We start from the raw sequence: 14,320 nt of genomic DNA on the forward strand, positions 1-14,320 counted from the left end.
TCTGCTGGCGGTACTTCATTTATGAATACTGCTAATTAACCTTAGAAAATTTCCCCCTCTAATCAAATAAATAAGGCTGCGTTAAGCTCTTCTCACACCCTGAGATTGAGGATATTCATGTGCAAACAGTAAAACTGAACAACGGTATTGAAATGCCCCTGGCAGGTTTCGGCGTTTTCCAGATGACAGATGCGGCTGAATGCGAGCGTGCGGTGATTGACGCCATCGAAACGGGTTATCGTCTGATTGATACTGCCGCCGCCTACCAGAACGAAACTCAGGTCGGAAATGCCATAAAGCACAGCGGTGTTGATCGCGAAGAGCTGTTTATCACCACCAAACTATGGGTTCAGGACGTGAATTATGAGGGCGCAAAAGCCCAGTTTGAGCGTTCAATTAACCGTCTCCAGTTGGACTATGTCGACCTGTATTTAATTCACCAACCCTACAATGATGTCCATGGTGCCTGGCGAGCAATGGAAGAATTGCTTGCTGCCGGGCGAGTTCGCGCCATCGGCGTCAGTAATTTTCATCCAGACAGGCTTGCCGATCTTATCGCGTTCAATAACGTTGTACCGGCGGTCAATCAGATTGAAGTAAACCCTTTCAATCAGCAACTTCACGCCACGCCGTGGATGCTAAGCAGGCAGATCCAGCCTGAAGCCTGGGCCCCCTTCGCCGAAGGAAAGAATGGATTGTTTGAACATCCGGTGCTGGCGGCCATCGGCCAGAAATATGGTAAGAGCATAGGACAAATTATCCTGCGCTGGCTTTATCAGCGAGGCATTGTGTCGCTGGCTAAAACGGTCAAAAAATCACGCATGGAAGAAAATATCGCTATTTTTGATTTTGAGATAAGTGGTGAAGACATGCAGAAAATTACGGCAATCGATACCGCGACGAGTGCATTTTTCTCCCATCGCGATCCGGCGCGGGTGGAATGGATCGCGGACTGGAAACTGGATATCTGAGGTAAATCATGATTAAAACAATAAAAGCATTGGGCACCGATGCCGCAAACAACCCCTTACGGGAATTCAGCATCAAACGTCGTGGATTATTAAGTGATGATGTGGAAATAGAAATTCTGTACTGCGGCATCTGCCATTCAGATTTGCATCAAATCAAAAATGATTTTGGCGGTACCCATTATCCGGTTGTGCCCGGGCATGAAATCGTCGGCCGGGTGATAGCTGTTGGTGAGAGTGTCACCAAATTTAAACCCGGTGATTTTGCCGCTGTCGGCTGTATCGTTGATTCTTGCGGCGAATGCCCTGCCTGCCGCCACGATTTGGAACAATTCTGCGAATCGGGTACGACATTATCATTTAATACGCCAGATAAACATCTGGGTGGCATGACCTATGGTGGATTTTCACAAACCTATGTTTGCCGTGAAAGCTACACCCTGAAAATGCCGGATAATTTAGATCTTGCCGCCGCCGCACCGTTACTTTGCGCCGGTATTACCGTCTATTCGCCACTCAAACACTGGCAAGCTGGCGCCGGTAAAGTTGTGGGGATCCTTGGGATCGGCGGGCTTGGGCATGTTGCGATAAAAATAGCAAAAGCCATGGGCGCTCATGTTGTGGTCTTTACCACATCGCAGGCTAAAGTCGAGGATGCGCATCGCTTAGGCGCACACGAAGCGGTGCTCTCTTCCGATGCAGAACAAATGGCAAAATTTGCCGGCAAGCTGGATCTGATTTTAGATACCGTATCGGCAAAGCATGATGTTAATACATATCTGAAATTATTAAAAATTGATGGTTCCGTGGTGCTTGTCGGTCTGCCCCCAGAACCTATTGAAATTTCCGCATTTAATGTCGTGAAAGGCCGTCGTAGCTTCTCAGGCTCTAATATTGGCGGCATTGCTGAAACCCAGGAGATGCTTGATTTCTGTGCTGAAAACAATATTACCGCAGATATCGAACTGATTGATGTTAGCCAGATAAATGATGCATTCAGCAGGCTTGAAAAAGGTGATGTGAAATATCGCTTTGTGGTAGATATGACAACATTAAAATGATGAGTGTGTTGCAATGCAGCCTTCGGGCTGCATTTTTTTTCGCTTATTGCCATGAGTGCCTTCAAGATCATCTTATTACTCAAGTTCAATAATAACGACACTTTTAGTGATGGCATTCACAATATGCTCGTTTCAAATCTCGATAAACAATGCATTTATGCTTTTTATTCATAGGTGTTTGCATTCTGGCTATCTTAATCAACCGCGCTCAATCCGTTATGATGTCCTCGTTCCGTCATATTATTGAAAAAATTACTTACGAGGTTTCATATGAAAAGTATCGTATTAACTCTCTCCGCACTTTTGTCTATCTTGACCATTAACAGTGCATTTTCCGCACAGGTAATCTCCAGTGATGCCGGTAAAGTTAAAATTGGCGTAGTATCAGCCAGTGGTGCCAGCACGCTGGACGATCTTGTCGGCAAACTCTCAAAACAAGCAGATAAACAGGGCGCATCTTCATTTAAAGTTCTGTCGGCTACTGGTAATAATAAATTACATGGCGTCGCAGAGATTTATAAATAAACCTGCTTAGTTTTCTCACGGGTTCATTTGATCCTCTTACTGGCTAAAACAGCGTAAGACCGATGATGATTAAACTTGAGCAAATGATAAGCGAAATAATCCTATGGATAGACGACAATATACATCAGCCACTCAGTATCAATGATGTTGCCGCGCGCGCGGGGTACTCAAAGTGGCATCTCCAGCGTGTTTTCTTTCAGGTGAAGGGACAGAATATTGCAACTTATATTCGGGATAAAAAACTGGCGTTAGCGGCAAGCGATCTCATCCACAGCCGTGACAGGATACTTGATATCAGCTTCCGCTATGGTTTTGAATCCCAGCAGTCCTTCACCCGTTCATTCTCAAAAAAATACAGTGTTCCACCACAAGCGTATCGCCGCTTATATACCAAAAACATTTTTAAACTGCACTGATAATAAGAGTAAAATATGATGAAAAGTTCGGTGGCTTATTTGCCTCTGGCTATGCTATGCATTTTTGCTACGACGACAGGGCTGGCCGGGTGCGACGGTAACGATGCGTCTACCGCCAGCAAAAATATTCCTCCTGATGTCGTTGTCGAAACAGTAAAAGTAACGCCCCTCACTCTCACCAGCGATCTCCCTGCAAGAACGGTGGCATCTCGTATTGCAGAAATCCGCCCGCAGGTTTCAGGGATAGTGCTGTCCCGTGATTTTACCGAAGGCAGCGAGGTTAAAGCCGGTCAGCCGCTCTATCATCTCGACCCGGCGACCTTCCGTGCTTCAGTGGATAATGCCCGGGCGGCAGTCAACCAGGCGAAAGCCCAGTCGCAGCTCGCTCAGACGACACTTTCCCGCTATCGGGCGCTGAGCGGGAAGAATTATATCAGTCGTCAGGATCTCGATCAGGCTCAGGCCACTGCACATCAGTCGCATGCGGCAATCGATGCGGCCAGCGCAGCCCTTCGCTCTGCCGAAATCGACCTGGCCCACAGCACGGTGACGTCACCACTAAATGGCCGCATCGGGTTATCAAGCGTCACGGAGGGAGCGCTGGTTCAGAACGGACAAAGCACCTCGCTGGCCACCGTACAACAGTTAGACCCGATGTACGTTGATATCACCCAGCCGGGCGAGGCGTGGTTGCGGCTACAGAGTGCGCTGGCAAGCGGTCAGATTAAGCAGGAAAACGGCAAAGTGCCCGTCCATGTGCTTATGCAGGACGGAAGCACATATCCGCTGAGCGGCACGCTGGCGTTCTCTGATGTCACGGTGGATCAGACCACGGGCGCAATTACCCTACGCGCCATTATTCCTAATCCAAATCATCAACTGCTCCCTGGTATGTTTGTTCGCGCCCGTCTTGAAGAAGGTGTCGCACCAGAAGCACTGCTGGTTGCCCAGCAGGCTGTCACCCGTACACCACGCGGTGACGCCACGACGCTCGTTGTCGATAAACAAAACCGGGTGCAGCCCCGGGCGATAACCGTGACGGGAACGTCTGGCGATCGCTGGCAGGTCACTGAGGGTCTTCAGGTCGGTGAACGGGTCATTGTTTCAGGCAGTCAGCGCGTTAAACCTGGCGACGTTGTCACCCCACACGAACGCGCCACGCTCTCCGGTTCGTCTGCACAGGAATAATTATCCATGTCTAAATTTTTTATTAACCGCCCTATTTTCGCCTGGGTGCTGGCTATTATCGTGATGATTGCCGGGGGGATTGCGATTATGGGGTTACCCGTAGAGCAATACCCGGACGTCGCGCCAACGGCGGTACAGATACGCGTGACCTATCCTGGCGCCGATGCCACCACGCTGCAAAATAGCGTTACACAGGTGATTGAACAGAACATGACGGGTCTGGATGGACTCATGTACATGTCTTCAACCAGTGACTCCTCCGGGACGCTGCAACTGACTCTCTCCTTTAAAAATGGCACCGATCCGGATATCGCACAGGTTCAGGTGCAGAATAAGCTTCAGGTCGCAACCCCCCTGTTGCCGCAGGAAGTGCAGCAACAGGGGATTACGGTGATGAAATCCTCCAGTACCTTTTTCCTGGTACCCGGCTTTGTTGATGAAACCGGGCACATGAGCATGGAAGACATCGCCGACTTCGTGGCATCGACCATTAAAGATCCGATCAGCCGTATTGATGGCGTGGGCGACACGACGCTGTTTGGTTCACAGTACGCGATGCGCATCTGGCTGGATCCCAACAAGCTCAACAACTTTCAACTGACCCCCGTTGATGTCAGCAACGCCCTTAAGGTGCAGAACGCGCAAATTGCCGCAGGTCAACTGGGTGGCGCGCCCGCGATAAAAGGCCAGCAGTTGAATGCGTCTATCATTGCGCAGACTCGCCTCACCTCTCCTGAAGAGTTCGGTAACATTTTGCTCAAGGTTAACAGCGATGGCTCTCAGGTGACATTGCATGATGTGGCACGAATCGAACGCGGCGGTGAGAACTATCAGTTTGTGGTGAAAATAAACGGTAAACCTGCTTCCGCGCTGGGGATCCAGCTTGCCAGCGGGGCGAACGCCATGGATACCGCCAGGGCCATTCGCGCGAAACTGGCTGAGCTGGAGCCTTATTACCCGCAGGGGCTTAAGGTTGTTTACCCTTATGACACTACGCCGTTTATCAGCATCTCGATTCATGAGGTGGTGAAAACGCTGTTTGAAGCGATTATCCTTGTCTTCCTCGTGATGTATCTTTTCCTGCAAAGCTTCCGCGCGACGCTTATTCCCACTATCGCAGTCCCGGTCGTGCTGCTGGGGACGTTTGGCATCCTGAGCGCACTGGGCTACTCCATTAATACACTGACGATGTTTGGCATGGTGCTGGCCATCGGCCTGCTGGTTGATGACGCCATTGTGGTGGTAGAAAATGTTGAGCGCGTGATGGCCGAGGAAGGACTCAAGCCCCGTGCGGCAACGCGAAAATCGATGGATCAGATCCAGGGCGCGTTGGTGGGCATTGCGCTTGTCCTGTCAGCAGTATTTATTCCGATGGCCTTTTTTGGCGGTAGTACGGGCGTCATTTATCGCCAGTTCTCCATCACTATCGTCTCAGCGATGGTTCTGTCAGTGCTGGTTGCACTCACCCTGACGCCCGCACTTTGCGCCACCATCCTGAAACCGGTCAAACCCGGTGAACATGCTAAAGATCGAGGATTGTTTGGCTGGTTCAACCGCCGCTTCGATGCCAGCAGCTCACACTACTCACGAGCCATTGCCCGTATGTTGAACGGTACCGGGCGCTATTTAATCGTCTACGGCGTGATTGTACTCGGTATGGCCTGGCTGTTTGCCCGCTTGCCAACCGCCTTCCTGCCGTCAGAAGATCAGGGCGTCCTGGCGACGCAGGCGGTTCTGCCTGCTGGCGCCACGCAGGAACGTTCGCAGCAGATTCTGGATCAAATTAACGACTGGTATCTGAATGATGAGAAACAAAACGTTGCCAACGTGCTGACCGTCAACGGTTTTGGTTTTGCCGGGCGCGGACAGAACATTGGTATTGCCTTTATCGGCCTGAAAGACTGGTCTGAACGTGACGGTGGCGAAAGTAGCGTTGATGCTATCGCAGCCCGTGCTAACCAGGCGTTTTCGAAGCTCATTGATGCACAGATAGCAGCGTTCAACCTGCCCCCTATCATTGCGCTGGGTAACGCCACCGGCTTTGATTTTGAGCTGATCGATCAGGCGGGTCTGGGGCATGAAAAATTGATGGAAGCGCGTAATAGCTTGCTACAGATGGCGCAGGAGCACCCTGACGTGCTGATGGCCGTGCGGCCAAACGGCATGGAAGATACGCCACAGTATCGGATCAATATCGATCAACATAAGGCGTCCGCGCAGGGGGTTTCGCTGGATGATATCAACACCACGCTCAGCACCGCCTGGGCAGGCAGTTACGTCAATGACTTCATGGACAGAGGCAGGGTCAAAAAAGTCTATGTGATGAGCGATGCGGCATGGCGCATGATGCCGGACGATCTCAATAACTGGTATGTGCGCGCCGGTAACGGCAAGATGGTGCCCTTCGCAAGCTTTGCTGACGCGCAGTGGATTTACGGTTCTCCGCGCCTTGAGCGGTATAACGGCCTTTCTTCGCTGGAAATACTGGGGCAACCCGCACCGGGTCGAAGTTCAGGTGAAGCGATGGCTCTGATGGAGCAACTGGTCTCGCAGTTACCGAAAGGGATTGGCCACGACTGGACAGGGATGTCGTATCAGGAACGCCTTAGCGGCCAGCAGGCTCCAGCGCTTTATGCCCTGTCGTTGATTATCGTTTTCCTGTGCCTGGCGGCGCTGTATGAAAGCTGGTCGATTCCGTTCGCCGTGATGCTGGTAGTACCGCTTGGCGTCGTCGGTGCGCTGCTCGCGACAACCTTGCGTGGTCTCAACAACGATGTCTATTTCGTGGTCGGCCTGCTGACAACCATCGGTTTATCGGCGAAGAACGCGATTCTTATTGTTGAATTTGCCAACGACATGATGGTGAAGGAAGGCAAAAACTTGATTGAAGCGACGCTTGAGGCGGCACATATGCGTCTGCGCCCGATATTAATGACCTCACTGGCCTTTATTCTCGGGGTTCTGCCTCTGGCATTAAGTCGTGGTGCCGGGTCTGGCGCACAGAATGCCGTTGGCACTGGTGTCATTGGTGGGATGGTCGCGGCAACGCTGCTGGCTATCTACTTTGTGCCGGTGTTCTTTGTTGTGGTACGCCGCCGCTTTGCCGGCAAGCGTGTCACTGATGACGAGGATGATGAGTAATTAACCCCACCGGAGCGCCTGCTCCGGTGTTTTTTTACGCGCTATAGCGTAAGGCATCAATCATCAACGCAAAGGCTGGTGGATGCTGCTTGCGGCTGGGATAGTAAAGGTAATAGCCGGGAAATACCGGGCTCCACTCCTGCAATACCTCAATCAATGTCCCTGATTCAAGCTGCTGCTGGATCACATCTTCAGGGACGAACGAAAGCCCGAAGCCTGCTTCTGCCGCATCGATTCTTTCAGAGAGATGATTAAAGGTAAGCTGGCCCTCTACTTTAACCTGAAGGGGTTTGCCGTCCTTTTCAAATTCCCACTGGTATAGCCCTCCAAGCGTCGGAAGCCGCATGTTAATACAACGGTGGCGCTGAAGGTCATGTGGGGTATCGGGAATACCATAACGTGTAAAATAGTCGGGTGATCCCACCACGACCAGTCGCAGGTCTGGCCCGATGCGTACCGCAACCATATCTTTATCGAGGCTCTCCCCAAGACGAACGCCCGCATCGAAACGGCCTTCAACGATATTCACAAAGCCATTATCAACCACCAGTTCAACATTGATTTCGGGATATTCGCGAAGGAACGGTTTGAGCTTCGGCCATACCAGACTCTCTACCGCATGCTCTCCAGCCGAAATGCGGATATTCCCGGCCGCAATACCGTTGAGCTGCACCAGTTGCTCCAGCTCTTGCTCCAGTTCCGTCAGACGAGGCTCCAGACAGGCGATGATCCTCTCCCCCGCCTCCGTGGGTGCCACGCTGCGCGTAGTACGGGTAAGCAGACGAATGTTAAGTCTGGCCTCCAGCGCCTTCATAGCATGGCTTAATGCTGACTGGGAAACACCGAGTTTAGCCGCCGCCCGGGTAAAACTTCGCTCCCGCGCTACGGCAAGAAAGAGCTGAAGTTCATTAAAATTTTCTTTTAGCACGCGTAACCTCTGAGTGTTTTAGTTAAAAAATTAATCATGAGAAGGGTTCATAGACGCAATCATTTTAGCCCCGTTACTCTCAATAATCACAGTTGATACACTTATCACAGTGAAATTTTCCGATGAGATAAAGGGTTTATAATGAAAGTCTTAATTGTCGGTGCGACCGGCAGTATTGGTCGTCATGTTGTGGAAATGTCGATAAACATGGGTCATCAACCGAAAGCCCTTGTCCGTTCCCCGCAAAAAAGCAAATTGCTGCCACAGGGCATTGAGATTGTTTATGGCGATGTTTCTGTCCCGGAAACATTGACCAGCATTGGTGATGATATTGATGCCGTTATTTTCACTCTCGGCTCCGATGGATTAGGGCGCATTGGCGCACGAGCTATTGACTACGGCGGCGTCAGAAATATTCTGCAACGACTAAAGCATCGGCCAGTCAAAGTCGTGCTGATGACCGCTATCGGCGTGACAGAAAGAGAAGGTTCCTATAACCGCCAGACACAGGCGCATGACTGGAAGCGACGCGCGGAACGCCTGGTTCGCGCAAGCGGGCATCCCTATACCATCGTCAGGCCCGGTTGGTTTGATTACAACAAACCAAATGAACAACACATCGTCATGCTGCAGGGAGACAGACGTCACTCAGGCACACCGGCTGATGGCGTGATTTCCCGTAAACAAATTGCCAGAGTACTGGTTTGCGCATTAACAGATGACGATGCTAAGAATAAAACGCTGGAACTGATTGCCGAAAAAGGGAAAGAGCAGCATAGCCTCTCCCCGCTATTTTCAGCCCTGCAACAGGACAGCGCAGATAAAAATGATGGTATCCAGGATATAACAATATGCCCCTGGACTCAGAGCCTGAGTGCGTTATTCGCGATCTGAGTGCGATGGCGCAATAAAGAGCAACTTAAAAGCGGCGGTATATTCTACCGCCTTTCGTATTCACGCCTTCAGTGAAGCCATATCAATCACGAATCGATATTTCACATCACTCTTCAGCATTCGCTGCCAGGCCGCGTTAATATCCTGAATATTAATCAATTCAATATCAGACGTTATCTGATGTTCTGCACAGAAATCGATCATTTCCTGTGTCTCCGCAATCCCGCCAATGACCGATCCGGCCACCGATTTCCGCCCTAAAATGAGCGGCGTGCTGTTCAGCATTGGATTCAAATCCCCCAGATACCCCACAAGCACCAGCGTTCCGCTCAGCGCCAGCGTCGGAATATAGGGATTCAGATCATGAACATAAGGTACCGTGTCGATAATTAAATCAAACTGGTTATGAGCACCCTGCATCTGTTTTTCATCGGTTGAAATGACAATATGCGTGGCCCCCAGACGGCGAGCATCGGCCTCTTTGTTCGGCGAACGACTGAACAAGGTAACTTCAGCCCCCAGCGCTTTCGCTAATTTGATCGCCATATGGCCCAGACCGCCTAACCCAACGACCGCGACTTTGCTGCCAGGGCCAACATTCCAGTGGCGAAGAGGCGACCAGGTGGTGATACCCGCGCACAGCAGCGGTGCTGCCCCTTTTAAGTCCAGCGTCTCAGGCACTTTGATAACGAATTTCTCGGTGACCACAATCTTGTCCGAATAGCCGCCATAGGTTGGCATATGATCGTGCCGGTCAATATCGTTATAAGTGAGGGTATTGCCCTCTTCACAGTACTGCTCCAGCCCCTGTTCACATGGCTTACAATGCTGACAGGAATCCACCATGCAGCCCACACCAGCATAGTCACCCACGCGAAATTTGGTTACGGCCTTGCCAACCTGGGTGACGCGGCCAATGATTTCATGACCCGGCACCATCGGATATTTTGCACCGCCCCAGTCATTAAAAGCATTGTGGATATCTGAATGACAAACGCCACTGTATAAAATCTCGATAACCACATCATTATCGCGCGGATCGCGGCGGACAAAGTTGTGCGGTACTAAATCCTCTTTTGCGGCAAAAGCGGCATAACCTTTCACATTTAAGGTCATCTTTGAATCTCCGAATAAGTAGTGAAGCATTATGATTGCCACGCAGCGGCCATCATAACGTGGGAAGAATAAGCGATTTATTGCGGGCGTAATTCGCCATATTTATAAGACGCCGTTGCGCCGCCATCAATTAGCAGATCGCTTCCGGTGACATAGGTGCCATTAGGCCCAAACAGAAACTCTGCCAGCGCGCCAATTTCATCCGGCGTGCCGCCCCGGCCTGCCGGTGATTTATCCAGCATATTACGATAAAACTCTCCACGCTCTGCGCTATTAAGCTCGTCATAGGCCAGCGGCGTAAAGATGATCCCGGCGCTGATGCAGTTAATACGTGCACCACGCTTGCCCCACTTCACCGCTTCTGACATGACACGGAGTGCATTACAACGCTTGGCAATCTGGTAGGCATATAAGCTGTCTTCGATATCTTTGACCAGCGGCAACTTAAGCAGGTCTTCCGGCGGTAACGTGGCTAATGCATCCGCCTGTGCCTGGGTCAGCGCATCAACGGCTAAGCGATGGCTGGACTGTGAGCCAATCACCACGCAGGAGCCCCCGCGTGCAATCACGTTGCCAAACTCCTCAAAAAGCACGGCGGTACCGTACAAATCGACCCGGAGAAGATCCTGTGCTTTGGCCTGTGAAGGGGAAAGCCCTGCCGTATGAATAACGCCTTTAATCTCACCTAACGCACAGGCTGACTTCACCAGAGCCTGAACCGACTGGCGAGAGCTCACATCGACAGTCGTTGTGCTTACCACAAAACCCGCACGAGAAAGCGTATTTTCAGCCTGCCGGGCATTTTCTGTTTTGATATCGGCCAGAAGAATATGTTTCCCGACGCTGACGCGTCTTGCGATAGCTTGTGCGATAGAGCCACTACCAATAACAACCATGACATCTTTCATTTTTATCTCTCTTTCATGATGCTAACTGAAGAAGCATAGCGGCTGGACAAGCGTTGGTTAAGGTAGCCAGAGAACATGCCCTTATGAAAATTGTTCATGAATGAACACGTTTGTACCTTCTTTCTGAAAGTAAGTCTTTGTTCGCAGGAGGGAGAAAACAAAACTGTCAGGATATGACCGGGCGCGTGCGCGTTACATTACCGCCACGGTTTGAAAATCAGGATATTGTGCGTCACCTACTCCGCTTGCCTGGAACTAAAATCCTACACGACCTGTTCAGAGAATAGCCGGATTTCTGGCATCAAACATGGATCTGCCAAAAATCCGGATCGATTCAGTAGATATTTTGCTCAGAAGTATGTCTTAAATTTTGCCAAGCAGGATATTCAACATGCGGCGCAAGGGTTCTGCCGCTCCCCACAATAGCTGATCGCCGACCGTCAGAACCGAGTATATAGGATCGCCGTTTAACGACATTTTCTTGTAACGGCCAATACCAACCTGTAGGGAACCGCTGATATGAGCCGGGGTCAATTTACTGACGCTTTCATCCTTGTTATTGGCCACAAAATTGACCCATGGATGGGAATGTGTCACTAACTCTGCGAACTCTTCTTCGCTGACTTCACGCTTGAGTTTCAGGGTAATTGCAGCACTATGGCACCGGATCACGCCGACACGAATACACAAACCATTTACCGGGATCGTGCCGGGAGAAAGACCAAGAATTTTGTTCGTTTCTACCTCTCCTTTCCACTCTTCGCGACTATTTCCATCGCCTAAATCGCTATCAATCCATGGAATGATGCTCCCCATCAGAGGTGCGCCAAAATTCTGGATGGGCATGCCAGCACTGTTAATAATCTCACTAACTTTATTGACTAAAGGAAGAACTGAACCTGATGACGTCAGTTCATCGGAGGACAAATGCTTACTGATATATGCGCTTTGAGCGATTAACTCCCTAACATATTGCGCACCAGCACCTGATGCAGACTGATAGGTCATCACGCTCATCCATTCGATCAAGTCAGCCTTTATCAGTCCAGCCAGCCCCATAAGACTCAGAGTGATGGAACAGTTGCCACCAACAAAAAGTTTAATTCCTTCTTTGATTGCCCTATCGATATTGGGACGGTTGACGGGATCGAGAATAATACAGGCTTTCTCATCCATCCGTAATGCTGAAGCCGCGTCAATCCAGTAGCCGTTCCAGCCATGAGCAATTAAAGCAGGATATATTGCTTTAGTATAATCACCGCCCTGACAGGTTATGATGATATCCATTTCGGTAAGAGCACTAATGGAATTAGCATCTTTTAGCGTGTAGCTGACGCCACCTATAACAGGGCCGGCGGCACCGGCACTTGACGTACTGTAAAAATGAGCAGAAAAACCGTCGAAGTCATTCTCTTCGACCATTCGTTGTAACAAAACAGAACCTACCATTCCTCGCCAACCAACAATGCCGACCTGCTTCATTTGCTCAACCTTAATGATGTTATGATAGTGTTAATTTATTTTCGAAACACGTTATATCTCATCTCAAATTGAAGGTCATTACGCACTTCATAAGATTCATTCATTATTAAAATGTTTCATACGGCATCAGCGATTTTTATACTCAAACAAGAGTCGCGCACAAACAAAAAGCCTCTGCTTTTACACAGAGGCTTCTATCAGAGAATCATTGAGTATTTACGACTATGCGTTCAGCAACGTCTCCGCGGTCTCTTTAACGCTTGCCAGCAGAACTTTTACATCCTCCAGGCAAACCGTTGGATTCAGCAGCGTCAGCTTCAGGCAAGTCACACCATCGGCTTCCGTTACGCCAACGTTAGCGCTACCGGATGCCAGCAGTACGTCGCCGATGCGTTGATTCAGCAATGCAACAAATGCAGTATCGTTGCTTTCCGGGCGGTACCGGAACAGTACGCTGGCCAGTTGTGGCTGCATAACCAGTTCCAGGTGCGGTTGCGCGGAAACAAACTCAGCAACCTGCTGCGCCAGCGTAACGCCGTTATCAATAATTTCGGCGTACTGCTTTTTCCCCAGCGCTTCAAGACCCATCCACAATTTCAGGGCATCGAAACGACGGGTGGTTTGCAGCGATTTTGACACCAGATTCGGCACACCGTGTTCTTCGTCAAAATCAGAGTTCAGATAAGCCGCCTGATAACGCATCAGTTCATAATGACGCGCATCTTTCAGCAGAAACGCGCCGCAACTGATGGTCTGGAAGAACTGTTTGTGGAAATCCAGTGTGACGGAATCCGCAGACTCCAGCCCATCCAGGTAGTGACGATACTTCTCAGAAAGCAGCAACGCCCCGCCCCACGCGGCATCCACGTGAACCCAGATCTTCTCGGCAGCCGCCAGTTTAGTTATCTCCACTAACGGATCGATTGCTCCGGCATCGGTGGTTCCGGCCGTGGCAACAATCGCCATCACCTGCTCACCGTTAGCTTTCGCCTGCGCCAGTTTATCTTGCAGATCGGCAATATCCATACGGGAGAACGCGTCGGTTTTCACCAGCGTAACGGAGCGGTAGCCCAGCCCCATCAACGCCATGTTCTTCTGCACTGAGAAATGCGCATTTTCTGAACAGAACACTTTGATTTTGCTCAGATCGCCCGTTAAACCATTCTGCTGAATGGAGTGCCCCTGGCGGGCAAAGAATGCGTCACGCGCCAGCATCAGCCCCATCAGGTTGCTCTGGGTTCCACCGCTGGTGAAAACACCGGCGTCGCCAGCCGCATATCCCACCTGTTCACGCAGCCATTCGATCAGCTTCATCTCAATGATGGTGGCCGACGGGCTCTGATCCCAGGAGTCCATGCTCTGGTTGGTCGCGTTAATCAGCACTTCCGCGGCCTGGCTAATCACCAGGCTCGGGCAATGAAGATGCGCAACACACTGTGCATGATGTACAGAAAGGCTGTCTTTGAGGAAATACTCAACTGCACGTTCGATAGTGGCCTGGTTACCCAGGCCCTCGTCGGTGAAGTTCAGGTTAATTCGCTCGCGCAACTGGTCAACCGTTTTGCCCTGATACATCTCAGGTTGTTTCAACCACTCAACGACCGCTTTGCTGCTTTGTTCAATGGCGTCCTGGTAAGCGTTGATGCTTTGCGCTGAACCGGACAGAATCGGATTATTATCTGACACGTTCATA

The 14,320-nt window shown here is 50.5% G+C and carries 11 protein-coding genes and 1 pseudogene; 7 read left to right on the plus strand and 5 right to left on the minus strand.

The window, feature by feature from the left end; translation table 11 throughout:
- The first annotated feature begins 119 nt into the window (after positions 1-119).
- From VSR74_RS02410 to VSR74_RS02435, 6 genes are all read left to right on the plus strand, one after another.
- Complete coding sequence (locus tag VSR74_RS02410) at positions 120-971, plus strand: aldo/keto reductase (RefSeq protein WP_347793218.1); 852 nt, start codon at positions 120-122, stop codon at positions 969-971.
- Between the two features lie 11 nt (positions 972-982).
- Positions 983-2,029, plus strand: coding sequence for an NAD(P)-dependent alcohol dehydrogenase (locus tag VSR74_RS02415; RefSeq protein WP_411914235.1), 1,047 nt, complete (start codon positions 983-985; stop codon positions 2,027-2,029).
- Between the two features lie 270 nt (positions 2,030-2,299).
- Entirely contained in the window at positions 2,300-2,554 is a 255-nt protein-coding gene (locus tag VSR74_RS02420; RefSeq protein WP_347793220.1) for a YdgH/BhsA/McbA family protein, read from the plus strand.
- Between the two features lie 65 nt (positions 2,555-2,619).
- Positions 2,620-2,970, plus strand: coding sequence for a helix-turn-helix domain-containing protein (locus VSR74_RS02425; protein WP_347794343.1), 351 nt, complete (start codon positions 2,620-2,622; stop codon positions 2,968-2,970).
- 18 nt (positions 2,971-2,988) lie between these two features.
- The gene (locus tag VSR74_RS02430) at positions 2,989-4,158 is read left to right on the plus strand and encodes an efflux RND transporter periplasmic adaptor subunit (RefSeq protein WP_459349918.1); all 1,170 of its coding nucleotides are present in this window, start codon (positions 2,989-2,991) and stop codon (positions 4,156-4,158) included.
- Positions 4,159-4,164: 6 nt separating this feature from the next.
- Positions 4,165-7,299, plus strand: a complete 3,135-nt coding sequence (locus tag VSR74_RS02435) for an efflux RND transporter permease subunit (protein ID WP_347793222.1) — start codon at positions 4,165-4,167, stop codon at positions 7,297-7,299.
- A 34-nt stretch (positions 7,300-7,333) separates the two neighbouring features.
- On the opposite strand, the gene VSR74_RS02440 is transcribed toward VSR74_RS02435, so the two are convergent.
- Positions 7,334-8,227: a LysR family transcriptional regulator gene (locus VSR74_RS02440; protein WP_347793223.1), complete on the minus strand. Its 894-nt coding sequence runs from the start codon at positions 8,225-8,227 to the stop codon at positions 7,334-7,336.
- 141 nt (positions 8,228-8,368) lie between these two features.
- Between VSR74_RS02440 and VSR74_RS02445 the strand changes: the two are divergent.
- Positions 8,369-9,138 (plus strand): annotated as a pseudogene (locus VSR74_RS02445) (SDR family oxidoreductase).
- A gap of 43 nt (positions 9,139-9,181) precedes the next feature.
- On the opposite strand, the gene VSR74_RS02450 reads toward VSR74_RS02445, so the two are convergent.
- The 4 genes from VSR74_RS02450 to VSR74_RS02465 form a co-directional block, all read right to left on the minus strand.
- Complete coding sequence (locus tag VSR74_RS02450; RefSeq protein ID WP_347793224.1) at positions 9,182-10,237, minus strand: NAD(P)-dependent alcohol dehydrogenase; 1,056 nt, start codon at positions 10,235-10,237, stop codon at positions 9,182-9,184.
- A gap of 77 nt (positions 10,238-10,314) precedes the next feature.
- A complete protein-coding gene (locus tag VSR74_RS02455; RefSeq protein WP_347793225.1) occupies positions 10,315-11,145 on the minus strand; it encodes an SDR family oxidoreductase in 831 nt (276 codons plus the stop codon).
- A gap of 363 nt (positions 11,146-11,508) precedes the next feature.
- The gene (asd, locus tag VSR74_RS02460) at positions 11,509-12,627 is read right to left on the minus strand and encodes an aspartate-semialdehyde dehydrogenase (protein WP_347793226.1); all 1,119 of its coding nucleotides are present in this window, start codon (positions 12,625-12,627) and stop codon (positions 11,509-11,511) included.
- Positions 12,628-12,849: 222 nt separating this feature from the next.
- The gene (locus VSR74_RS02465; RefSeq protein WP_347793227.1) at positions 12,850-14,319 is read right to left on the minus strand and encodes a pyridoxal phosphate-dependent decarboxylase family protein; all 1,470 of its coding nucleotides are present in this window, start codon (positions 14,317-14,319) and stop codon (positions 12,850-12,852) included.
- Position 14,320: the final 1 nt, after the last annotated feature.

Origin of the sequence: Pseudocitrobacter cyperus (assembly GCF_039889165.1) — a bacterium.
Classification (GTDB): domain Bacteria; phylum Pseudomonadota; class Gammaproteobacteria; order Enterobacterales; family Enterobacteriaceae; genus Pseudocitrobacter; species Pseudocitrobacter cyperus.

Excerpts from the sequence above, each read along its gene's own strand:
- VSR74_RS02420 (WP_347793220.1), top strand. The coding sequence starts at position 2,300 with ATGAAAAGTATCGTATTAACTCTCTCCGCACTTTTGTCTATCTTGACC.
- VSR74_RS02425 (WP_347794343.1), top strand. The coding sequence starts at position 2,620 with ATGATTAAACTTGAGCAAATGATAAGCGAAATAATCCTATGGATAGAC.
- VSR74_RS02430 (WP_459349918.1), top strand. The coding sequence starts at position 2,989 with ATGAAAAGTTCGGTGGCTTATTTGCCTCTGGCTATGCTATGCATTTTT.
- VSR74_RS02435 (WP_347793222.1), top strand. The coding sequence starts at position 4,165 with ATGTCTAAATTTTTTATTAACCGCCCTATTTTCGCCTGGGTGCTGGCT.
- VSR74_RS02450 (WP_347793224.1), bottom strand. The coding sequence starts at position 10,237 with ATGACCTTAAATGTGAAAGGTTATGCCGCTTTTGCCGCAAAAGAGGAT.
- VSR74_RS02455 (WP_347793225.1), bottom strand. The coding sequence starts at position 11,145 with ATGAAAGATGTCATGGTTGTTATTGGTAGTGGCTCTATCGCACAAGCT.
- asd (WP_347793226.1), bottom strand. The coding sequence starts at position 12,627 with ATGAAGCAGGTCGGCATTGTTGGTTGGCGAGGAATGGTAGGTTCTGTT.
- VSR74_RS02465 (WP_347793227.1), bottom strand. The coding sequence starts at position 14,319 with ATGAACGTGTCAGATAATAATCCGATTCTGTCCGGTTCAGCGCAAAGC.